Source organism: Bradyrhizobium genosp. SA-4 str. CB756 (assembly GCF_000473125.1).
Lineage (GTDB): Bacteria > Pseudomonadota > Alphaproteobacteria > Rhizobiales > Xanthobacteraceae > Bradyrhizobium > Bradyrhizobium arachidis.
In genome coordinates, this window is sequence record NZ_KI421499.1 from 35,723 (window position 1) to 58,733 (window position 23,011).

Consider the following 23,011-nt stretch of genomic DNA (forward strand, 5'->3'; position numbering starts at 1 on the left):
GAGGCATTCCTAGCCTTGCCAATGAAAAACAATTCCGGGAGGAACTGATGCTGCTCAGCGGTAAGACGGCCATCATTTCGGGCGCGGCATCGCCGCGCGGCATCGGGCTGGCCACGGCAAGGCGGTTCGCCGCCGAGGGTGCTCGGGTCGCCATTCTCGACATTGACGCGAGCACGGCGGCGGACGCCGCGGTATCGCTTGGCAAGTCCCACATTGGGCTGCGATGCGACGTCGCCGACAAACCATCCTGCGAACAGGCCGTCGCTCGCGTGATCGAATCCTTCGGAAGCATCGATATTCTCATCAACAACGCCGGCATCACCCAGCCGGTGAAGTTCCTGGATATCTCGCCGGCTGATTGGGGTCGCATCCAGGACGTCAATCTGAAGGGCATTCTGTTCCTCTCCCAGGCGGTGATCCCGCACATGCGCGCGCGCAAGTCCGGATCAATCGCCTGCATGTCCTCGGTTTCGGCCCAGCGCGGCGGCGGAATCTTTGGCGGCCCGCATTATTCGGCGGCCAAGGCTGGCGTGCTCGGTCTCGCCAAGGCGATGGCCCGTGAGTTCGGTCCGGACGGCATCCGCGTCAATTGCGTGACGCCCGGTCTGATCGGCACCGACATCACCGCGGGCAAGCTGACCGACGAGATGAGGACGAAGATCCTGGAAGGCATTCCCCTCAATCGTCTTGGCACGGCGGACGACGTCGCCGGCATCTACACCTTCCTGGCCTCGGATCTCTCCGCCTACGTGACTGGTGCCGTGATCGACGTCAACGGTGGCATGCTGATCCACTGAGCCGGCAAGACGAGGTCCAGATTGATGGAAACGCTGACCAACACGCCCAAGCTGGCTGACCGCGCCTACAACATTCGCCGCAATGCGCTGCGCATGAGCGAGGTCCAGGGCCAGGGCTATATCGCCCAGGCGCTGGACATCTCGGACGTCCTCGCCGTGGCCTATTTTCACGCGATGCGCTACCGGCCTGAAGATCCGTCATGGGAGGGGCGGGACCGCTTCCTGCTCTCCAACGGGCACTACGCCATCGCGCTCTACGCGGCCTTGATCGAGGCGGGGATCGTCCCTGAAGAAGAACTCGAAACCTATGGCAGCGACGAGAGCCGCCTGCCGATGTCGGGCATGGCCTCCTACACGCCTGGAATGGAAATGTCGGGCGGCTCGCTCGGGCTTGGGCTCAGCATCGCCGTCGGCATGGGCCTCGGGCTGAAGCGCAAGAAATCGGACGCACGGGTGTACACGTTGTTCTCCGACGGCGAGCTCGATGAAGGCTCGGTCTGGGAAGCCGTCCAGTCGGCGGGCCATTACAAGCTAGACAATCTGATCGGCATCGTTGACGTCAACAATCAGCAGGCGGACGGTCCTTCGACGCAGGTGATGGCGTTCGAGCCGTTGGTCGAGAAGCTTCAGGCTTTCGGCTGGTTCGTGCAGCGGATCGACGGCAATGATCTCGATGCCGTGGTTGCCGCGTTCGATGCCGCCAAGTCTCATCCTGCGCCGAAGCCGCGGATGATTATCGCCGACACGCTGATGGGCAAGGGCGTTCCGTTCCTGGAGCAGCGCGAGAAGAACCATTTCATCCGCGTCGAGCAGCACGAATGGCAGCTCGCGCTGGCCGCGCTGGAAGCTGGGAGGCAGGCATGAAGACCGTCAGATCAGCGCCCCAACCGGGCAAGCCGCGCCTGACCACCTCGGCCATGATCGCCTCGATCGCGGCCGAGGGACAGAAAACGAAGCCAGCACCCTTTGGCCATGCGTTGGTCGAGCTCGCGCGCAGCCGTCCCGAAGTGGTCGGCATGACGGCCGATCTCGGCAAATACACCGACCTGCACATCTTCGCCCAGGAATTTCCGGACCGCTATTACCAGATGGGCATGGCGGAGCAGCTTCTGTTCGGCGCCGCCTCAGGCCTTGCTGCCGAAGGTTTCATGCCGTTCGCGACGACTTACGCCGTGTTCGCATCCCGCCGTGCCTACGATTTCATACATCAGACGATTGCGGAGGAAGACCGCAACGTGAAGATCGTTTGCGCATTGCCCGGGCTGACCTCCGGCTATGGCCCGAGCCATCAGGCCGCGGAGGATCTCGCGCTCTTCCGCGCTATGCCGAACATGACGGTCATCGACCCATGCGACGCCCACGAAATCGAGCAGCTGGTGCCTGCGATCGCAGCGCATCAGGGGCCCGTTTACATGCGCCTTCTTCGTGGCAAGGTACCGGTGGTGCTGGACGAGTACGACTACAAGTTCGAGCTGGGTAAAGCCAAGCTGATCCGCGACGGGAAGGACGTCCTGATCATCTCCTCCGGCATCATGACCATGCGTGCGCTCGAGGCCTTGCAAACTCTGAAGAACGACCGCCTCGATGCTGCGGTGCTGCATGTTCCGACCATCAAGCCGCTCGACGCCGAGACGATACTGCGTGAAGCTGCCAAGTCAGGGCGCCTGGTCGTCGTTGCCGAAAACCACACCACAATCGGCGGCCTTGGCGAGGCCATAGCTGCACTTCTGATGCGTTCAGGCGTTCATCCGCCTTTCCGCCAGATTGCATTGCCGGACGAATTTCTTGACGCCGGCGCACTTCCGACACTGCACGACCGCTACGGCATTTCCACCGGCGAGGTTGCAAAGCAGATCAAGCAGTGGCTTTAGCGCACCGGCACTAAGCGCCAGTCAGGCCAAATCCGAATGAAGAGTTCCGCCCGCTGCATGTTGCGGTGGAGGAGCGATGGCTGTTGCCCGAATGCGGGCGGTCGAGGAGTTGGACAGCTGAAAACCAGCGTCGGCTCATGCAGCCGGCACGACGTCAATACAGGATCAGGAGGAAAACATGACTGTCTCGAAGCCCGGACGCATCAGCCGCCGTTCGCTATTGATGGCCGCGAGCGCCGTACCTCTCTGCGGGATTCTGACCCGCCCGGCATCAGCCGCCGAGTTCGTCTACAAGTTCGCGACAGGACAGGATCCGACCCATCCTGTGAATATTCGCGTGCAGGAAGCGATCGACCGCATCAAGGAAGCGACCGGAGGCCGACTTGAAATAAGATTGTTTCCAGCCAATCAGCTCGGTTCCGACACCGAACTGCTGACCCAAGTTCGCAGCGGTGGGGTCGAGTTCTTCAATCAATCGTCCTCGATCCTCGCCACCCTGGTGCCGAGCGCCGGCATCGTGAACACGGGCTTCGCATTCGCCGATTACGATAGCGTGTGGAAGGCAATGGACGGCGACCTCGGCACCTACATCCGAGCGCAGATCGCCAAAACGCCGATCATGGCGGTGTCGAAGACCTGGGATAACGGCTTTCGCCAGGTGACGTCCTCTGGCCGCGAAATTCGGACGCCGGATGACCTGAAGAATTTCCAGATCCGCGTGCCACCCGCGCCTCTGCTGACCTCGCTCTTCAAGGCGCTCGGTGCCGGGCCGACACCGATTAATTTCAACGAGGTCTATTCCGCGTTGCAGACCAAGGTCGTTGACGGGCAGGAGAATCCGTTGCCAATCATTGCGACCACCCGTCTCTATGAAGTGCAGAGCACCTGCAGTCTGACGGGGCACGTCTGGGACGGCTACTGGATCCTCGGCAACAAGCGCGCCTTCGAGCGCCTGTCGAAGGACATGCAGGAGATCGTGACACGCGAGCTCGACCGCTCCGCGGTCGATCAGCGCGCCGACATCGCGAAGCTTAGCCAGTCACTTCGCGCCGATCTCTCGGCTAAGGGCCTCAAATTCATCGACGTGGATCGCGCCGCGTTCCGCCAGGCCTTGTCGAAGACCAGCTTCTACGCCGACTGGAAAGCCAAGTTTGGCGATGAGGCATGGTCGCAGCTCGAGAAAGCCGCGGGCCAGTTATCATGAGCAGCGTGAGCCATACGCCCCACGTCGATGCCGATGTGGCAGCCGTCGCGTCGCAGGCGGGCCGGCGCAGTTGGATCGTGACAGCGAACACTGTGCTCGGCCATATCGTCGCTGTACCTGCAGCACTGCTCGTGCTCGCGGAAATCGCGGTGTTGTCCGCGGGCATCGTGGGCAGATATGTGTTCCGCTCGCCGATCGTCTGGTCTGATGAGCTTGCCGGCATTCTCTTCCTCTGGCTCGCCATGCTCGGATCGGTGATTGCATTCCAGCGCGGCGAGCATATGCGGATGACCGCTATCGTCGGGGTCCTCAGTGCGGAAGTTCGCGCATTTCTGGATGTCTTGGCGGCCGCAGTATCGCTGGCCTTTCTCGTGCTCGTCGTCTGGCCGGCCTACGAATTCGCCGCAGATGAGGTATTCGTCACGACGCCCGCGCTCGAAATCGTCAACAGTTGGCGTGCGGCAGCGTTGCCGATCGGAATGGGACTGATGCTGATCGCAGCGGTCCTTCGACTGATCCGCATCGCAAGCCTGCGCAGCTTGCTGGCTTCGGTCGCAATGGTCGCAGGCATCATAGCAACCTTCGTTCTGCTCACTCCCGTTTTGAAGCCGCTAGGCAATCTGAATCTCCTGATCTTCTTCGTTTTCGTCGTAGGCGCGATGGTCTTTGCGGCCGTGCCGATCGCGTTCGCATTCGGCCTCGCTACCGTCGGCTATCTCGCTCTGACAACCAGCACGCCCGACGTAGTGATGATCGGACGGATGGACGAGGGCATGAGCCACCTGATCCTGCTCGCCGTGCCGCTCTTCGTCTTTCTCGGCCTCCTGATCGAGATGACGGGCATGGCGCGCGCCATGGTCAGTTTCCTGGCGAGCCTCCTGGGCCACGTGCGCGGCGGATTGCACTACGTGCTCGTCGGAGCGATGTATCTGGTCTCGGGCATTTCCGGCTCCAAGGCAGCGGACATGGCAGCGGTGGCTCCGGTGCTGTTTCCCGAGATGCGGCAGCGTGGGGCCAAACCGGGAGATCTCGTTGCGCTTCTCGCGGCGACCGGTGCCCAGACCGAGACGATTCCGCCCTCGCTGGTCCTGATCACGATCGGCTCGGTCACGGGCGTGTCGATCTCGGCGCTGTTCACCGGCGGCTTGCTTCCCGGCGTGGTGCTCGCGGTCATGCTCGCGGCCGTGGTGTGGTGGCGATATCGCCGCGAGGACCTTTCTCACGTCAAAAGGGCGAAGGCCCGGGACATTGGCCGTGCCTTCGTCATCGCCATACCGGCCATCGCGCTGCCATTCGTGATCCGGACCGCCGTCGTTGAGGGCGTCGCGACGGCAACGGAGGTCTCGACCATCGGTATTCTTTATTCGGCCTGTGCGGGTCTCTTCGTCTATCGTCAGTTCGACTGGCGTCGCATCTATCCGATGTTGGTCGAGACAGCCTCACTGTCCGGGGCGATTCTGCTCATCATCGGCGCCGCGACAGGCATGGCTGGCTATCGATCGGCTTCCTTTGATAACGGGCGAGGCACCCTCGCGGGAAACATCGCGAGGGCATCTCGTCAGGCGAATTTTGGCAGATGCAGCGGCAGGCCATCGCATGCCATGTCAATCTCCTCGACCTGGCCCTTGCCGACCTCAGTGACGCGTAGCTTCCTGCCTTCGAGCGCAAAGACACAATTGGTCGGCTGGGGTCCGTCCAGGATTAGACGATCGAGCACTTCGCCCCGCTGGTCCAGCACGGTGACGTTCTTCTGGTTGTAGACCGTGCAATAGAGCCTGCCGTCCATGCCAAAGGCCATCCCGTCCGGCCCTTTGAAGTCCGGATTGGCATCCAGCTGCAGCACGTTACCGAAAACGACGCGTTTCGGCGCTGCCTCGCCAAGCACCTCATATCGATAGATCTCGCCCGTGAAGGATGCGTTGGCGTAGAGGTGGTTGTCCGGGCCGAAGGCAATGCCGTTGGTGAAGCGGATCTTGCGATCGAGCACGCGGAGCACCTTCATGGCTACCGGATCGATCTCATACACACGGCCGTCCCAGTCGAGGTCCATATAACCGTCGACGAAGGCCTGGCCGTTGATGAAATCCTCGGCGGCCATTCCGGAGTCGGTCATGTAGAGCAATCCGTTCGGACCAAAGCAGAGGTCATTCGGAAACAGAAAGCGCACCGCGCCTTCGCCTTGCATGCGCCGGATCTCGTTTCCGCTCTCGTCGATGCAGATCAGCGCCCGGAGGCCGGCTTCCGCGATCCAGATCCGGCCGTGGCCATCGGTCGTTAGTCCATTCGGACGGCCACCCGTCGTTCGGATGACGCGGCGATTGCCGCGAGGATCGAGCCGCGTGACGCAAAGGGTCGATGCGGACATCTCCGTGACATACATCGAGCCGTCGGGCAGGCACACCGGACCCTCCGGTGCGCCAATTCCGGTTGCAAACAGTCTCGACGCCATTCATCCCTCCCGTTTTCGAATGTTGGTCTCGTTATGCGATGACTAGGCCGCTGGCCGGATCGATCAGCACCACGCGATTGAGGTCGATGGCGAGGTCGATCCGCTCGCCATGGCTGCTGACATCGTGCGCCTGCAGTTCGGCAACCGCGTCGACGCCGCCGACCTTGATCGTGGTGAATGTGCGTGTCCCCGTCGGTTGAATGAGATCGGCAGTCGCCGAATAGGAGACCACGCCTTCGCGCGACGGCCCGCCCGCCCGACTGATGTGCTGGGGCCGAATGCCGACGAGAATCTCTCGCCCATCCATACTGGCCAGCGGCCTCGCCTTCGTGCTCGGAAGCGTCAGTTCACCGCCGGACTGAAACACCACTGCTGCGCCGGGACCGTTTGTCCTGAGGGTCGCCGGGATGAGATTGATCGAGGGAGAGCCGAGAAAGCCGGCGACGAACCCCGTGCGCGGCTGCTCGAACAGCTCGAGCGGAGCGCCTTGCTGTTCGATGTTTCCGTCCCGCAGCAGCACGATGCGGTCGGCCAGTGTCATCGCCTCGACCTGGTCATGGGTGACGTAGATCATGGTCGTCGTGATCTCGTGATGCAGGCGCTTGATCTCGGTCCGCATCTCGTCGCGCAGCTGGGCGTCGAGATTCGAGAGCGGCTCGTCGAACAGGAACAGGTCGGCCTTGCGGACGATGGCGCGGCCGATGGCGACGCGCTGACGCTGTCCTCCAGAGAGCTGCCGCGGATAGCGCTGCAGGAAATTGCCGATGCCGAGCATCTCGGCGGCTTCACTAACCCGCTTCCTGATCTCGATCTCGGGAGTCTTGCGGGCGCGCAGGCCGAAGGCGATGTTCTCGCTGACGGTCAGATAGGGGTAGAGCGCATAGTTCTGAAACACCATCGCGATATTGCGCTCGCGCGGGCGCAGATCGTTGACCACCGCGCCCCCGATGGTGATCGTTCCACCATCCGGATCCTCGAGACCGGCAAGCGTTCGCAACAGCGTGCTCTTGCCGCAGCCGGACGGCCCCACCAGAACAGCGAATTCACCGTCGGCGATGGTGAGATCCACTCCCCGGACCGCATGCACGTTGCCGTAATATTTGTGTAATCCGGACAGCTTGACGTCAGCCACTCCGCTCTCCCTAACCCTTGACGGCACCCAGCGAGATGCCGCGCACGAGATAGCGCTGCATCACCGAGACCGCGACGAAAATCGGCAACGTCCCCAGGACCGACATCGCCGCAATCTTTGCCCAGAAATTCGATTGACCGCCGAAGTAGTGCGTCAGCATCACCGGAAAGGTGATGAACTCGGTGCGGGTGAGCACCAGCGCAAAAAGAAAGTCATTCCAGGCGAACACGAAGGTGAAGACGGAGGTTGCCATGAGGCCCGGGCGGACCATCGGGAAAACGACCTTCCAGATCACCTCCCATCGATTGAGGCCATCGACCAGCGCGCTTTCCTCCAGCTCCAGCGGGACGTCGACGATGTAGCCGCGCATCATCCAGATGACGTAGGGAAGATTGAATGCGGTGTAGAGCAGGATCAGCCCGAAATAGCCGTCGACGAGACCGAAATACACGTAGATCAGGAAGATCGGGAAGACGACCGCGATCGGCGGGATCATGCGCTGAGAGATGATCCACACTGCGAGGTTCTCGCCGCCGGTACCGAAACGGGCGAGGCTGTAGGCGCACAGCGTCCCCAGAACGATTGCGATGCCGGAACTAACGCCAGCAACGATCAGGCTGTTCAAGATGGCAAGGACATCGCCATCCCTAAACAGGACGTAATAGTTCGATAACTGGATCTGTCCGGGAATCCACAAGGGCGGGTCGTGATAGATCTCGTCCGGTGTCTTGAACGAAATCATGAACAGCCAGTAGACCGGAAACAGGAACAGCAGGGTCACGATGCCTGCGCCGAGATACCGGACGGCCAGAATGCGGGCTTTTCTGGCCGGAAGCCTGCCGATCCTCATCGCACAAGCTCCATGCGTTTGAGGACCAGGGTCGTGATCAGCGTCAGCAGCGCAATAACCAGGAATGAGATCGCGGCCGTGTAGCTGGTCTCGAATTGCGAGAAGCCCTGCACATACGTGTAGAGCGAGATGGTCTCTGTCATCGAGCCGGGTCCGCCCTCGGTGAGGGCCCAGATGATGTCGAAGATGCGTACGAGATCGAGGCCGCGGATCAGGCAGGCGACGGCGATCACGGGCGCGATCGCCGGCAGAACGATCGCCCGAAGCACGCGCAGGTACGACGCCCCATCGATCTCCGCGGCCTCGAGCTGCGACTGGTCCACATTCGACAGCGCAGCGAGCAGCAGGAGGAACATGAACGGCGACCACTGCCAGACCTCGCAGATGATGATCGCCGGATAGACGTAGGCGGGATTGACGGTCCACAGAATCCGGATCGGCTCGCCGGCGAAGAAGCTCAGAATCTGGCCAATCGGGCCGAAGCGGACGTCAAACATCAGACGCCAGGTCGCTCCCGCAACGATCGGCGAGATTACCGTCGGAAGCACCAGCAGCGCGACGAAGATCTGCCGACCGGGCATGCGATCGATGAAGAGCTGTGCCATCAGGAAGCCGATCAGCAGCTCCAAGGGGAGGGCGATCGCGGTGACGATGGCGGTGTGACCGAGCGAAGCCCAGAGGCGGGTATCCCTGAACAGCTCCGCATAGTTCAAGAGGCCAACGAAGGAGGTGTCGTTCTCGGTCATCGTTATGCGCTGGAAGCTCACGACCAGCGAGTAGATCAAAGGAAACAGCCCGACCAGGAGGAGGATCAGAATGGCCGGCGCGACGATGAGATAGGGCAGGCGATCCTCGAGCATGCGCCCAAAGCGGCTAGGGCGGCGTTGCTCGGCTGCGTTGAGAGTTGCGGAAAGCGTCATCATCAGTCCAGGAATCGGCACCGCACGGGAGAGCGATGCCTCCCGTGCGGTATCCAGCCAATTATTGCGGGTAGGCGCCGGGCTTTGCGGCCCAGACCTTGTAGACGGCCTTCTGGTTCTCGATGCCGACCTTCTCGGTGATCGCGTCGAATTGCTGCGCCATGCGGTCGAGAATGACCTTGGGATCTTCGCCGGCCCAAAGGCTCGAGATCGCCTTGGTCATCGCCTCGTCGTACTTGTCCTGTTGCAGCAGCGACAGGTCGAGCAGGCCCTTGTCGCCGGACGTCTTGATGGTGTCGAGATAGGCGGCAGCGTCAGGCCAGAGCGCAAGATATTTCTCGCTTGCATAGTGCGAGAGTCTGAACGGATCGCGCAGCGTGTAGGGGAGTTGGACGCGCTCGAGGCTGGTCTTCTTGCTGTTCAGCCACTGGATGAAGAGATAGGCGGCCTCCTTGTTCTTGCTGGTGGCCGACACCGACAAATCAAAGCCGACGCCGAGCTCCGGGCGACCGAGAGGCGTGAGCGCGTAGCCGACCTTGCCGGCGACTTGCGATTTCGGCACCCACTTCAGCGCTTCTTCGCCCGAGCCGTAGCCCGCGGCCCACCGTCCGTAAGGTGGCCAGGAGATCGTCATTGCAGTCGTGCCCTGGAGAAAGGCGGCAAGATTGTCGACGAAATTCCACTGCTCGACGCCGGGCGGCATGAACTTGTTTTCTGCCAGCATCTGCTTGAACACCTTGAGGCCAACGTCGCCATTCACCGTCGCCTTCATGGTGTCGGGATTGAAGAACTTGCCGCCCTCCATGCGGAAGCGCTCCTGGAACATGTATTGCGGGTAGGGCGCCGTGCGGAAGAAGCCGGCGCCGTAGACCTTGGGCGCCATCTTGTCGGTGATGAACTGGCCGATCTGATCGAACTGCTTCCAGTCCTTTGGCGGAGCCAGTTCGTAGCCGAACTTGGCCTTGAACTCCTCCTTCATCTTCGGATCCTCGAAGATGTCCTTCCGGTAGTAGAGCAACATCACGTCGCCGTCGTCCGGGAAGCCGTAAATCTTCCCGTCGTACTGCATCTGATTGTCGCGATAGGCGGCCGCGATGTCCTGCAGCTCGTCGCGGTAGCCAAACTTGTCGACATACTTGTCGAGCGGCTCGAGCGCGCCCGCGCGTGCAAGGTCGGGCATCCAGGATGGGATTACGTTCAGTGCGTCATACGCTCCGGCGCCCGATTTGAAGTCCTGCATGATCTTGGTGAACATCTGGTCGGTTGGCACCTCGACCACCTTCACCTTGATGCCGGTGAGCCTCTCCCATTGCGGGCCCGAATAGTTAAGCGGGTCGAGCGACTGGAGACCAGCCTCCCAGACGATGCTGATCGTTGTACCCGCGTACTTCTTCGCGGCTTCCACCGCTGTGTCGGCGGCATCCTTGTCGGCAGCCAGCGCCGAACCAGCAGCCAGCGCTAGCACTGCGGTCGCGCCGAGAAACGTACTGAACTTCATCCCTTCCTCCTCCTCTTGGGCGTCCGGAGTCCGAAAGAGCCGGCTTCGGAGCGCTTCTCACGTGATCCTGGCCTGGTTAGTCAGCCGCCGGCGTGAACGGACGCCGTGGGCGGTGACCGGGCCGAGAGAAACAAATTCATCTATGTCGAGGATTTGCAGCGCAGGCGCATCGCGGGCCCGGGCTTGTCGCCCGCAACCTCAATGGACGCCAGTTGGCGTTGTAGAGCACGTATCCTCCCCAAAACGCTCGAGAGCGTTGACTTTGGGGCTAGTCTGCGTCGAGGCGGAACCGGCCGACAAATGAGAACTTTGCAAGCATCGGTGAACGGCAGTCACCTATCTGTCTCGGTTTCAGAGAAGACGAGTCGATCGTGCGGTTGCTCGGATCGGGGTGGAGAACAGGCTTGCCGCGCGATCCAAAGCGCAATGCTCGCGCAGTTCGCATCGGTGCAGTCGCGGCGGAACAGGCCGCTTCAGGACAGCGGTCGCGGGCGCGGCGCCATTTCCGAATCGAGGATCAGTCGACCATCGAGACGGCCGTCCAACCGCTTCACGTATTCTGACGCCTCCTCCATGTGCGCCTTCACGCTACATCAATCGGCTGGCTTGCGCTGCCGCTCGCGATCCTGGGTGGGGCGATCCGTGTGTCGACACCCTTCATTTTCGTCAGCATCGGTGAGCTGATCACCGAGAAATCGGGCCGTATCAATTTGGGCCTCGAAGGTACGCTGATGCTCGGCGCCATGGCCGGATACGCGATCTCCTACCTCTCCGGCTCGCCCTGGTTCGGCGTGCTTTCAGCCGGGCTGCCGGAATGGCCTTCGGGCTCCTGCATGGCCTGCTGTGCAGTGTGAAGCGCATCAACGACACCGCGATCGGCATCAGCCTGATCGTGCTGGGTACGGGCCTCGCGTTCTTCCTGGGCAAACCCTTGATAGAGCCCAAGGCGCCGCCGCTTCCCTCGATCGCACTCGGATTCTGGTCGAGCGCACCGCAGGTGCGAGCTGCGCTGGACGTCAACGCGCTGTTTTTCGTCGGAATTGCATTGGCTTTTGCGGTCTACGTCTTCCTGAACAGGACCGGCTGGGGCTGATGCTGCGTACGGTGGGAGATAGCGAGGATGCGGCACGCGCGCTTGGCTTTCCCGTATTGCGGGTGCGCATCATAGCGACCATGGCGGGCGGCTTTCTCGCGGGCATTGGCGGCAGCTTCCTGTCGCTTTCGTATCCGGGGAGCTGGAGCGAAGGACTGTCGAGTGGTCAGGGCATCATGGCGGTCGCGCTCGTCATCTTTGCGCGCTGGCGTTCGATCAACGCCCTTGGCGCATCGCTGCTGTTCGGCGGGGCGGGCGCTCTTGGTCCTGCGCTCCAGGGCGTTGGCGTGACCGGTTATTACTACCTGTTCAATGCGGCTCCCTACATTCTGACCCTTGCAATCATGATCGCGTCGACGTCGCGGGCTGCTCCGTTCGCCAATGCGCCGGGCGAGCTCAAGCTCCACCGGTGAGAAGCGTCGTGACGAGAATTCATCCTCGAAGGTTAGTCCAATGAGCGTTCCGCAAGTCGAGCTCAAGAACATGACGAAGCGTTTCGGGGCAAACCTCGCCCTGAACAACGTATCGCTGCTGATCCGCTCCGGCACCGTCCACGCGCTGCTCGGGGAGAACGGCGCTGGGAAGAGCACGTTGGTCAAATGCCTGGTGGGCTTTTACCATCCGGACGAGGGTCACATCCAGGTGGATGGGCGCGAGCACCGGCTGAAATCGCCGAAGGATGCCGATGCACTCGGCATCGGCATGGTGTATCAGCATTTTACTCTCGTGCCGTCGATGACGGTGGCACAGAATCTCGTCGTCAGCGGTGCGAGATTGCCGGCCTATATCAACTGGCAAAGCGAGCTGAGGCGGCTGGCCGAAGTCACCAAGAAGCTTCCTTTTCACGTGCCACTCGACGTGCGCGTCTCGCAGCTCTCCGCGGGCGAGAAGCAGAAGGCCGAGATCGTCAAGCAGCTCTATCTCGGGCGCAAGCTCCTCATCCTGGACGAACCGACGTCGGTGCTGACGCCGGCAGAAGCCGATGAAGTGCTCGGCCATGTTCGCAGCCTGACACGGAAGGGCGAACTCAGCGCTATCCTGATCAGCCACAAGTTCCATGAAGTGCGCCGATTCGCCGACGACGTGACGGCGTTGCGTCGAGGCGCGTCAGTGAGAACGGGCGCCATCGCCGATTTGACTGATGACGTTCTGGCAGAAGCTATGATTGGCGAACCCGTCAGCAAGATGGTGCAGCACGCGCCGAAATCACCGCCGAAGTCCGATATTGTCCTCTCCATCAGCGACCTCCGCGTGAATGGCGACAATGGTCTTCCCGCCGTGAAAGATCTCTCGCTCGAGGTGCGGGCAGGCGAGATTGTCGGGATTGCCGGGGTATCCGGTAATGGACAGTTGGAGTTGGTCGAGGCCCTGATGGGGCAGCGGGATCGCAGCGGTACGATGACCGTGTCCGGCTCATCGTTCAACGGTACGCGACAGGAAATCGCTCGCCTCGGCGTCTACGGACTGCCGCAAGAGCCTCTGAAGAACGTCTGCATCGATCGCATGTCGCTGGCCGAGAACCTTGCTCTGCGTAATTTCGATCGGGCGCCGCTCTGCCGTGGTATCGCAATGAACTACGGCGCACTCGCAGAGCAGGCCGAGAGGCTGGTCGCAAAATTTCGTGTCAAGGGCCCTGGCCTGAACGCAAGCATGAGCGCGCTCTCCGGTGGCAATGTTCAACGCGCTGTGCTGGCGCGAGAGCTCACGCAGGACGTTCGATTGCTGGTCGCGTCGAATCCGACGTTCGGTCTTGACTTCGTTGCGTGCGAAGAAACGTACCGTCGGATCCTGGAGGCCCGGAATGGCGGAGCCGCAGTGCTGCTCATCTCGGAGGATCTCGACGAGTTGCTTGGCTTGGTCGACAGGGTCCTCGTCATGAGCGCGGGTCGCATCGTCCATGAAGTGTTAGCCGAGGGCGCCGACAAGCGCCTGATTGGCAAGTACATGGCGGGAATGAAAGCCGCCTGACTTGAGGGCGCGTGTTTGATCAGAAATAGGAAGGAGACGTTCGTGATCACGCAAATCAATCATTTCATCAATGGCAAGCAGGTCCCGGGCGGCACTGAACGCAGTTTGCCCATCTTCAACCCGGCAACGGGCGAGCAGACGGGCCGTGTTGTTGCCGCCGGCCGGGCGGTGGTGGCAGACGCGGTGTCCGCCGCCAGCAGGGCAGCGCAGGGATGGGCCGAAACGACGCCTTTACGGCGTGCACGTGTGCTCAATCGGTTTCTGCGAATCCTCGAGGATCGCACAGGTGAGCTTGCGGACGTGATCGTCTCCGAGCATGGCAAGGTTCACTCCGACGCGCTCGGGGAAGTTCAGCGCGGAATGGAGGTGGTCGAGTTTGCCACGGCCGCTCCCCAGCTCCTCAAGGGCGAGCTTACCGAAAATGTCGGTACCCACGTCGACAGCTATTCTACCCGCCAGTCGCTCGGTGTTGTCGCCGGAATCACGCCCTTCAATTTCCCGGTCATGGTTCCGATGTGGATGTTTCCGGTCGCCCTCGCCTGCGGAAATGCGTTCATTCTGAAGCCTTCTGAGCGCGACCCTTCGGCGTCGCTCGTCATGGCGGAGTGGTTGAAGGAAGCAGGTCTGCCGGACGGCGTGTTCACGTGGTGCAAGGCGACAAGGAGGCGGTCGATGCGCTGCTGCATCACCCGGATGTTTCGGCGATCAGCTTCGTGGGCTCCACGCCGATCGCACAGTACATCTATTCGACGGCCGCAAACACCGGAAAACGCTGTCAGGCCCTTGGTGGCGCCAAGAACCACATGATCGTGATGCCCGATGCCGATATGGACCAGGCGGTCGATGCGTTGATAGGGGCCGCCTATGGCTCCGCTGGCGAACGCTGCATGGCGATCTCGGTTGCCGTGCCGGTCGGCGAGGGGACCGCGGACAAGCTGATCTCCGCGCTCGAACCCAAGGTTCGAGGCCTGAAGGTCGGGCCGGGTACCGACCGCGAAGCGGAGATAGGGCCTCTCGTGACGAAGCAACATCTGGAGAAGGTCCGCAGCTATATCGATGCCGGCGTCGCCGAGGGCGCAAAGTTGCTGGTTGACGGACGCAAGTTCAGGATGCGGGGCTACGAGAATGGTTTCTTCGTGGGCGGCAGCCTGTTCGATCATGTCAAGCCGAACATGAAGATCTACAAGGAAGAGATCTTCGGACCTGTGCTGTCAGTGGTTCGAGCCCCGGACTACGCGACAGCCGCGCGCATGATCAATGAACACAATTTGGCAATGGTACCGCCATCTTCACGCGTGATGGCGATGCCGCGCGTGAATTCGCCCATCAGATCAAGGTCGGAATGGTCGGCATCAACGTTCCAATTCCGGTGCCAATGGCCTTTCACTCCTTCGGTGGATGGAAAGCGTCGATTTTCGGCGACCATCACATGCACGGCCCCGAGGGCGTTCGCTTCAATACTCGAATGAAGACGGTCACCAGCCGCTGGCCAACTGGGATGCGAGCCGGTGCCGAATTCGTCACGCCGACAATGTCGTAGGAGAAGTCCCCATCGAATCTCTGAACGCTAGTTCCTCCCTGACTGCGAGGGCCTCAGGCCCTCGCTTCTTTTCAGGCGACTTCATCCGCCAAAAAACCACTTCGGCGCCCGTGACGAGTTCCTCCTTGCCGCAACGGCGCAAACCTCCGCAATCTCGCAAAGCTGATTCCGCTCCTAGGCCGCTCTTCGTCACCCTATTTGGTAACCATTGGCCGCTACGGCGTCCTAGTCGTAGCCGATAGCGAGACCGAAATAGCGCGCTTTCGATTTCTCGCGAGAAAGGGTCGCTTCAACGCTACCGCCGGCAAGACCTCCTACAACATCGCTTCGTACGAGCTTAGAACTGCGCTTACCCTCGGGCTCAAGAACTGCCTCATGCTAAGGAATGGATGAGATATCGTAGATTTGGTTGGTGTGGGGAAAGGCGGTAGCGCTCCCCCGCTACCAAATCTACGAGTTTGCACGCCAACCTACGATTTTCTGCGATCCCATACGCGCGTTGCTCTTCAAATCAAGGCAAGCGTCATGGACTTTGCGATGGCCAGGCGGACGCGGTCGGCGCAGAGCATCGTCGCTAGCGTTGAGGCATGCCGGCCGGAACGATCGTTTGAACGATCGATGAATCGAGAGCTTCGTAGTCGTGCAGAGCGATTGTCGCGTAGAGCTCAGCGCGCGTCTGCATCCGCTCGACCAACTTGTGCGTGCCGCCGTCACGCGCAATCGCCGCGTAAAGCTCAGCCTGGGCCTTGTTCGCCACGCGCAATGAAGAGACCGGCCAGATCACCATTGCGTAGCCCATGGCCTCGAATTCAGCGGCCGTGAAGAACGGCGTCTTTCCAAACTCCGTCATGTTCGCCAGCAGGGGGACGCCGGGCATGCGCTCCGCAAAGGCGCGGAACATCTCGGCCGTGTTGAGCGCTTCCGGAAAGATCGCATCGGCACCCGCCTCCATGTAGAGCTTTGCGCGGGCGACCGCCCCGTCGAGGCCTTCGCTTGCGGCGGCGTCGGTCCTGGCAATGATCACCAGATCGCGACGTGCTTTTGATGCAGCCGCAACCTTGGCCGCCATGTCGCGCGCGTCGGCGATCTTCTTGTCATTGAGATGGCCGCACTTCTTGGGCAGTATCTGATCTTCAAGGTGAAGCGCGCCAGCGCCGGCGTCCTCGAAGACGCGGGTTGCATGCATCACGTTCAAGGCTTCGCCATAGCCGGTGTCGGCGTCGACGAGGAGGGGCAATCCCGTCGCGCGGACGATCTGGCGGACGAAGAAGGCGACCTCATCCACAGTGATGATGCCGAGATCGGGCAGGCCCATCGACGCCGTCATCGCGGCGCCCGAAAGATAAAGCGCGTCGAAGCCGGCCGCCCTGGCCTGCAGCGCCGCCATGCCGTTGTGAGCACCCGGCAGCTGCAGGATGCCCGGCCGCTTCAGCAGCTCGCGGAAGCGGCGGCCGGCGGATTCGCGGGGAAGGTCGGCGGCAACGAGATAGGTCATCTTAAGAGAGCTCCGGGATCGTTACGCGCTGCGTCGTGCCTGCGCGGTGGATTTCGCTGTTCGATAGAACACGCTTCCTTCGAACAGCCGTCTGGCGGTGCGGTACACCGCGCCATGAATGGCCCGCGCCTTTACGGGATCATCGGCATGTTCCACGGCTGCATCGACCACGGTCGTACCGGAGGGATGTGCGATGGTGATCGGGCCGTCGCCGGCACGGGCCATCCGGTTCGGAAGCGTGCGTTCGATGCGCACCGCAATGGCAAGGCAGGTGGCGCCTGTGATCGGGACCGCGCGGTGCGGCTGACCGATCGAAATCATCCTGATGCCCAGTGACATGTCGGAAGCCTCAAGCCGCCGACCGGACAACGTCGTCATCTGGCGCGGCGCTACGATCATCGCGACCTTGGGCACGCTTGGGATCTTGGCTGCCGCGGCGACATCAGGGGCAAGGCCCATCGCCACGGACGCCGCGCAGCGAATCGCCTCCATCCGTTCGAGAAACACCGGATCGCTTTCGAGAGTCTCGGGCATCTCGCTGCCGTCCTTGCCGACCGAACTCGCGGCGACGAAGACGCAAGGATTGGCGGCATCGACGAGTGACGCCTCGATCGAACCGAGACCGGGGATATCGAAATGATCGCAGGCGCGACCGGTCGGCAGCAGGCGCCCGGTTCGGGTGCCGCCCGGATCAACGAATTCGAGCCGGACCGGTGCTCCCTGTCCGCCGACGCCATCGATCGTCATCTCGCCGTCGGTCTCGACATCCCCGTCCGCCATTGGGAAACGTGCAACGATGATCTTGCCGGTGTTGGTGTTGTGAATGCGCACCACGGCCTCGCCGTTCGCTGGCGCCTTCACCAGGCCTTCGCTGACGGCGAACGGGCCCATCGCCGAAGACATGTTGCCGCAATTTGCGCTGTAGTCGACGTCAGCGCTCTTCACGGAAATCTGCGCGAACGTATAGTCGATGTCGGCATCCGGCCGCGTCGGCGAGCCGACGACGCAAACCTTCGAAAGAGACGACAGCCCGCCGCCCATCCCGTCGAGTTGGCGGCCGTTGGGATCGGGCGATCCCATGATCGCCAGGAAGATCGGATCCCATTGTGCGGGATCCGCCGGCAGATCCTGTCTGTTGAACACGACAGCTTTCGACGTGCCCCCGCGCATGAAAGCGGCCTTAAGCTTGTTCTGCGGCATTAAACCTACCCTCTGCATACGTATGTATACTTTGGATACCACTGTATACATTCATGGAGCGGACTGCTACCCTTATTCTATTCGGTGGACGCTGAGGGCCTCGTTCCAGACAGGCGGCGCTACGCCGAATATCTTGCGCCGTTCACGTGCCGTGTACGGTCGGATGAATCGGACGCAGATCATTGATGGACGGTTTGGCGCGTCTCGCTCGCATGAGCAGCTCACGCCGAATGAGATCAGGAAGACCTCATGAACGACGACATGGTGTTGCCGGACCGCACGAAGTTCGCATCTGCTGCCGACTATGCTTACGCGGCGCTACGGCGTGAGATCGTCGAAGGGCGCTTTGCTCCGGGGCGGCGCATGCGCGAAGTTGAATTGGCGGAACATCTCGGCATCAGCCGAACGCCAACCCGCCAGGCGCTGACGCGGCTCGAACTCGAGGGCCTGCTCGATCTTCGCCCGCGAACCGGGCTTGTCGTGTCCGTTCTCGACATGGATGCGGTCGAAGAGCTCTACGAGATGCGCGCGGCACTCGAAGGCACCGCGGCCGCGATGGCCGCAAAGCACGCGAGTCCGAAAGATTTTGCCGCGCTGGCCAGACTTGTCGCCGAAGGTGAAAAGCTCGATCGCGATCCGCTCAAGCTCTATCGGCACAACAGGGAATTGCACGACGCCATTCAGGTCGCTGCTCACAATCGCTATCTCGAAAAGAGCTTGTCGGCTCTGCAGGATGCGATCGCGCTTCTGGGGCCGACGACGTTGGCCGACAAGGGCCGCTTTGCGGTCGCTCAGGCCGAGCACGCAGCCATCGTGCAGGCGATTTCGCAGAGAGACGGCGAGAAGGCTGACCGCCTGGCGCGCACCCACGTTCTGAATGCGCTCGAGACCCGTCGAGCGATCCTGGCGAAAGAGCGTGAGCTGGAAGCGCGCCGCGAGCAGGATGGTGTCTGAACTGATCCGCGAGCGCCGCTGATCTTTTTGCTTCCAACGGCGCTTCGTTCAGCCTCCTGACCTTATCACTTTCCGTATCAGACTGTTTTCATGGGGTTTTTCCTCGGAAATGGCGCCGTCTGAATTATCTTGCATTCGAATGTATACATTAGTATTCACGAGCATACATAAGCCCAGAAGGCGCAGGCGGGAAGGAACGGAAATGCACGAAGAGTTCGATGTGATCGTCGTTGGCGCGGGAAATGCCGCTCTGGCTGCGGCAGTCTCAGCGAAAGAAAACGGCGCCGATCGTGTCGTCGTTCTCGAGAAAGCCCCCCGCGAAATGCGAGGCGGAAACACGCACTGGAGCGGCGGTGTTCTGCGCTTCGCCTATGACGAGCCGCGCGAGATCGGCGCCCTGCTGCCGGGCATCGAAGACGAGTTCGAGAATTTCTACGACGGCATTTCTCCTTACACGCAGGAAGATTTTCACGGCGATCTCGTGCGCGTCACCAACGGACGCACCGATCCGGCCTTGTCGCGTCTGCTCGTGTCGAATTCGCAGGCGACCGTTCGCTGGATGAAGGACACCGGCGGCATCAAGATGGAGCCGGCGATCAGCCTGTCCGCCGTCAAGAAAGACAACGTCATGGTCTGGGCGCGCGGCCTCGTGGTGCGCGCGGCGCACGAGGGCGTCGGCCTTTCGCGCAGCTGGTTCGCGACTTGCGAACGCATGGGGATCGAGGTTCGGTACGGCAACGCCGTCTCGGAGTTGCTCGTCGATGACAATGGCCGCGTCGTCGGTGTCAAGACTAAGGACGACGAAGGCGTTCGTTCGCTCGGCGCGAAAGCCGTCGTGCTCGGCTGCGGCGGGTTCGAGGCGAACGTTCAGATGCGCACGCAGCACATCGGTCCCTTGGTCGGCGCCGCAAAGGTTCGCGGCACGCCGCACAACCAGGGCGACGGCCTGCGGATGGCCCTGGCCATCGGCGCCATGCCGTGGGGACAGTGGAGCGGCTGCCATGCAACGCCGATCAGCGCGGATTGGGGCGACTTCGCGCCGCGCGAAATGACCGATCGCAGCAATCGTCTGTCCTACGTCTATTCGGTGATGATCAATCGCAAGGGCAAGCGCTTCGTCGATGAAGGCGAAGACGGCGCGCTCTTCACCTACGCGAAATTCGGCCGAGCCATTCTGGCCGAGCCGGGCGCCAAGGCATATCAGCTGTTCGACAGCAAGGTGATCCACCTGCTCGAGCCGCGCTATTCGACCAGCGACCCGATCAAGGCGAACTCGCTGGCAGACCTGATCGAGCAACTCGATATCGACGACAAGGCGCAGGCGCTCAGGACCGTCCAGCAATTCAACGATCATGCCCGCGCGCCGGACGAAGGCTTCGATCCCACGAAGAAGGACGGCCTCTCGACCAAGGGCCTCGATCTCGAAAAGACCAACTGGGCGCTGAAGCTCGACAAGGCACCTTATTATGCCTACAGCGCGACGGGCGGAATCACCTTCACGTTCGGCGGCCTGAAGATCAACGAGAACGCCGAGGTGATCGGCACCGACTGGCGCCCGATCAAGGGTCTCTACTGCTGCGGCGAGCTCGTCGGCGGTCTGTTCTATGACAACTATCCGGCTGGCACCGGCCTCGTCTCGGGTGCCACCTTCGGCAGGATCGCGGGCCGAAACGCTGCGGCCCAGCAGAGCGTCGCGCGAGCCCAAGCGGTGGCATCGTGACCAGCGCCACGATGGCAAGACCAGGCGGCTGGGCCGAAAGCCTGGCGGAGCGGATCGGCTCTTACGATTCACGGCGGCGAGATGCCAAAGCTGCAGCAAAGGCCAAGGCGGCGATCATCACAGCGTTCGGCCTGGCGCTGTCCGGCGCGCCAGCCGCCATCACGAAAGCGCTGCTGGGTACTTCCGGCGTCGCGACAAGCGGGCCGGCGCTTGTCTTTGGGACCGAGCGGCGCACAAGCGCCGTCGATGCCGCGTTGATCAACGCCACAGCTGCAGTCGCCGGAGCCGAAGCTTCACGCGATGCAGCGAATGCGGCGTGTATCGTGACGCTGTTCGGGCTCTGCGAGGAGCGTGGAAAGACGGGGCAGCATTTCCTCGATGCGTTGATGTCGGCCGCTGAGATCTCTCCTCTTCTCGCGCCGATGCTGTCGCCCGCGGGCGGCGAGCTCGGATATGCCTTGTTCGGTGGGGTCGCGGCGGCCGCCCGTGTGCTCGAATTGAGCCGCCCGAAGATTGCAGCCGCGCTGCTCATGGCAGGGATGGCGAACGTCGACAGTCCTCCTGCCGGACCGGTCGGAGCGAGGTCGCTTATGATTGGTCTGAGCCTTCGCAGCGGATTGCTGGCCGCTCTGCTCGCCGAAGCCTTGGACGAAGTGTCCTGCGCCGAGATGATCGGGAGCGAAGCAAACACGATCCCGAGTCCGGCCACGGACAGCGGAGCGCCGGGAGAGGCCGCTTTCGATCTTCTCGCAGTTCAATCGCCGCCAGCAGCCGATCTCTGGGATCAGTTCGAGCAGCGGGCTGGCGCCGTTCTGCCGCGCGATCACATCGCTCCGCTATTCGAACGGCTCGAGACGATCGACAAGGTGAGCGACCTCGCGACGGTGTCGCGTCTGTTGCAAGGCCGCGGAGCGCAGGAGGAGGCGCCAAAGAAGGTCGTCTTTGCCGCGCGAGGAACGCACGAGCCGGAGGAGACGACTTGGGTTCCCTGAACCCGCAAATGAATGCGAGGCGGCCAAGCCGCGTCGCAACGACAAGCCTTACCTGACACAACAAGAGCAAGGCCGACAAAAATATCATCTGGGGAGAGATTGGAATGAAGCGTCTTGAGTTGGTTGCCGTACTCGCCGCATCCGTCATGTGTTCTGCGGCTCGGGCCGAAGACAGTGTCACGATCGGCGTGCACGCCAGTTTTTCCGGTGCCGGTGCCGCGTTTGCCGAGGGCATGCTCGCCGCCACCGACTTTGCTGCCGAGGATGTCAACAAGGGCGGCGGCCTCGAAGTTGGCGGCAAGCGCTACAAGATCCTGATCAAGCAATATGACGACCGCTATCGCGCCGCCGACGCGGTCACCGCGATGGATCGCCTGATGATCCAGGACGGAATCCGCTTCGTGGTCGGTCCGATGGGCTCGGCGGCGGCCGTGGCGACCAAGGATCAGACCACGTCTGGAAAAGTCATCACCATGACGCTGGCTTTCACGCCCCGCGCGCTCGGGGCCGATGCGCCGTTTGCTTACCGGCCCGTGATCACCACCGGCGAATTTTCCGATCCGCAGGTGGCCTGGCTGATGAAGAACACGTCGGCCAAGCAGGTCGTGTCGCTGTTGCCCAATGACGAAACCGGACAGCAAATCGGTGTGGCGAACTTCAACTCCTACGCCAAGGCCGGCGCGAAGCTGCAGGTCGAGTATTTCGAGCGCGAGCGCGTCGACTTCGTGCCCATTCTGACCCGCCTTCTGACCAAGGCCGACGGGCTCGAGCTTGGCGGCAACTCTCCGACCACCGCGGGACTCATTCTCAAGCAGGCCCGCGAACTCGGCTACCGCGGTCCGGTGTTCGTCACGGGCGGCGATGTTGCCGCCGAGATGCTGAAGGTGGCGGGCAAGGACGCGGCTGAAGGCGTCTACGTGCACCTGCCCATCGATACCGGCCTGCCGGATACGGCAGCCTATGTCGCCCGCTTCAAGGCCAAGTATGGGCCGAACATGAACGGGTTCAGTCCCTTCTTTTATGCCGGTCTGCAGATGCTGTTTACTGCGATGAAGAAGGCCGGGACCGTTGACGATACGACCAAGATCGCGACGACGCTCGATGGACTGTCCGACGTTCCGACCGCGATGGGCAAGGCGGGCTGGACGGGCGAGCAGAAGTACGGGATCAAGCACCAGATCGATCTTCCGTTCTATGTCGGGCAGATGAAAGACGGCGTCGTGACCAAGGTGGCAACCTGCGACGTCAACGCCTGCAAATAAGCGACCGCTGGAACAGGTGGGGCGCGCCTGCGCCTCACTCACACGATTGGAGTCGTCATCCCGTGA

The 23,011-nt window shown here is 61.9% G+C and carries 16 protein-coding genes and 3 pseudogenes; 12 read left to right on the forward strand and 7 right to left on the reverse strand.

Going from position 1 to position 23,011, the window contains the following annotated elements:
* Positions 1-47: 47 nt before the first annotated feature.
* From BRAGE_RS0100190 to BRAGE_RS47525, 5 genes and pseudogenes are all read left to right on the forward strand, one after another.
* A complete protein-coding gene (locus tag BRAGE_RS0100190; RefSeq protein WP_027564025.1) occupies positions 48-797 on the forward strand; it encodes an SDR family NAD(P)-dependent oxidoreductase in 750 nt (249 codons plus the stop codon).
* A 24-nt stretch (positions 798-821) separates the two neighbouring features.
* Positions 822-1,661, forward strand: a complete 840-nt coding sequence (locus BRAGE_RS0100195; protein WP_027564026.1) for a transketolase — start codon at positions 822-824, stop codon at positions 1,659-1,661.
* Complete coding sequence (locus BRAGE_RS0100200) at positions 1,658-2,668, forward strand: transketolase family protein (protein ID WP_027564027.1); 1,011 nt, start codon at positions 1,658-1,660, stop codon at positions 2,666-2,668. The genes BRAGE_RS0100195 and BRAGE_RS0100200 overlap by 4 nt, the downstream gene beginning before the upstream one ends.
* Positions 2,669-2,846: 178 nt before the next feature.
* Positions 2,847-3,872, forward strand: a complete 1,026-nt coding sequence (locus BRAGE_RS0100205; RefSeq protein ID WP_027564028.1) for a TRAP transporter substrate-binding protein — start codon at positions 2,847-2,849, stop codon at positions 3,870-3,872.
* Positions 3,869-5,362 (forward strand): annotated as a pseudogene (locus BRAGE_RS47525) (TRAP transporter large permease subunit); the annotation flags it as partial. The gene BRAGE_RS0100205 and the pseudogene BRAGE_RS47525, both read left to right, overlap by 4 nt.
* A 68-nt stretch (positions 5,363-5,430) precedes the next feature.
* On the opposite strand, the gene BRAGE_RS47530 reads toward BRAGE_RS47525, so the two are convergent.
* From BRAGE_RS47530 to BRAGE_RS0100235, 5 genes are all read right to left on the reverse strand, one after another.
* Positions 5,431-6,321 carry an SMP-30/gluconolactonase/LRE family protein gene (locus tag BRAGE_RS47530; RefSeq protein ID WP_035729217.1) on the reverse strand — a complete coding sequence of 297 codons (891 nt, stop codon included), beginning with the start codon at positions 6,319-6,321 and terminating at the stop codon, positions 5,431-5,433.
* 31 nt (positions 6,322-6,352) lie between these two features.
* Positions 6,353-7,453: an ABC transporter ATP-binding protein gene (locus BRAGE_RS0100220; RefSeq protein WP_027564030.1), complete on the reverse strand. Its 1,101-nt coding sequence runs from the start codon at positions 7,451-7,453 to the stop codon at positions 6,353-6,355.
* Between the two features lie 10 nt (positions 7,454-7,463).
* Positions 7,464-8,303: a carbohydrate ABC transporter permease gene (locus tag BRAGE_RS47535; protein WP_051377651.1), complete on the reverse strand. Its 840-nt coding sequence runs from the start codon at positions 8,301-8,303 to the stop codon at positions 7,464-7,466.
* Entirely contained in the window at positions 8,300-9,163 is an 864-nt protein-coding gene (locus tag BRAGE_RS0100230) for a carbohydrate ABC transporter permease (RefSeq protein WP_027564031.1), read from the reverse strand. The genes BRAGE_RS47535 and BRAGE_RS0100230 overlap by 4 nt, the downstream gene beginning before the upstream one ends.
* Positions 9,164-9,284: 121 nt before the next feature.
* Positions 9,285-10,721: an ABC transporter substrate-binding protein gene (locus BRAGE_RS0100235; RefSeq protein WP_027564032.1), complete on the reverse strand. Its 1,437-nt coding sequence runs from the start codon at positions 10,719-10,721 to the stop codon at positions 9,285-9,287.
* A gap of 575 nt (positions 10,722-11,296) precedes the next feature.
* On the opposite strand from BRAGE_RS0100235, the pseudogene BRAGE_RS47540 reads away from it, so the two are divergent.
* The 3 genes and pseudogenes from BRAGE_RS47540 to BRAGE_RS55645 all read left to right on the forward strand — a co-directional run bounded on the left by BRAGE_RS47540 (position 11,297) and on the right by BRAGE_RS55645 (position 15,322).
* Positions 11,297-12,227: pseudogene (locus tag BRAGE_RS47540) on the forward strand (ABC transporter permease).
* 40 nt (positions 12,228-12,267) lie between these two features.
* On the forward strand, positions 12,268-13,782 hold the full coding sequence (locus tag BRAGE_RS0100250) for an ABC transporter ATP-binding protein (protein ID WP_027564033.1): 1,515 nt from the start codon (positions 12,268-12,270) through the stop codon (positions 13,780-13,782).
* 42 nt (positions 13,783-13,824) lie between these two features.
* A pseudogene (locus BRAGE_RS55645) lies at positions 13,825-15,322 on the forward strand (CoA-acylating methylmalonate-semialdehyde dehydrogenase).
* Between the two features lie 574 nt (positions 15,323-15,896).
* Here BRAGE_RS55645 and prpB read toward each other — a convergent pair.
* The gene (prpB, locus tag BRAGE_RS0100260) at positions 15,897-16,817 is read right to left on the reverse strand and encodes a methylisocitrate lyase (RefSeq protein WP_027564035.1); all 921 of its coding nucleotides are present in this window, start codon (positions 16,815-16,817) and stop codon (positions 15,897-15,899) included.
* 21 nt (positions 16,818-16,838) lie between these two features.
* Entirely contained in the window at positions 16,839-18,017 is a 1,179-nt protein-coding gene (locus BRAGE_RS0100265) for a 2-methylaconitate cis-trans isomerase PrpF family protein (protein ID WP_027564036.1), read from the reverse strand.
* Positions 18,018-18,266: 249 nt separating this feature from the next.
* Between BRAGE_RS0100265 and BRAGE_RS47555 the strand changes: the two genes are divergently transcribed.
* The 4 genes from BRAGE_RS47555 to BRAGE_RS0100285 all read left to right on the forward strand — a co-directional run bounded on the left by BRAGE_RS47555 (position 18,267) and on the right by BRAGE_RS0100285 (position 22,945).
* On the forward strand, positions 18,267-18,971 hold the full coding sequence (locus BRAGE_RS47555; RefSeq protein ID WP_051377652.1) for a GntR family transcriptional regulator: 705 nt from the start codon (positions 18,267-18,269) through the stop codon (positions 18,969-18,971).
* 202 nt (positions 18,972-19,173) lie between these two features.
* On the forward strand, positions 19,174-20,691 hold the full coding sequence (gene tcuA, locus BRAGE_RS47560; protein WP_035729220.1) for an FAD-dependent tricarballylate dehydrogenase TcuA: 1,518 nt from the start codon (positions 19,174-19,176) through the stop codon (positions 20,689-20,691).
* A gap of 11 nt (positions 20,692-20,702) precedes the next feature.
* Positions 20,703-21,683: an MmgE/PrpD family protein gene (locus tag BRAGE_RS0100280; protein ID WP_027564037.1), complete on the forward strand. Its 981-nt coding sequence runs from the start codon at positions 20,703-20,705 to the stop codon at positions 21,681-21,683.
* Between the two features lie 104 nt (positions 21,684-21,787).
* Positions 21,788-22,945, forward strand: coding sequence for an ABC transporter substrate-binding protein (locus tag BRAGE_RS0100285; protein ID WP_027564038.1), 1,158 nt, complete (start codon positions 21,788-21,790; stop codon positions 22,943-22,945).
* The last annotated feature ends 66 nt before the right edge of the window (positions 22,946-23,011 follow it).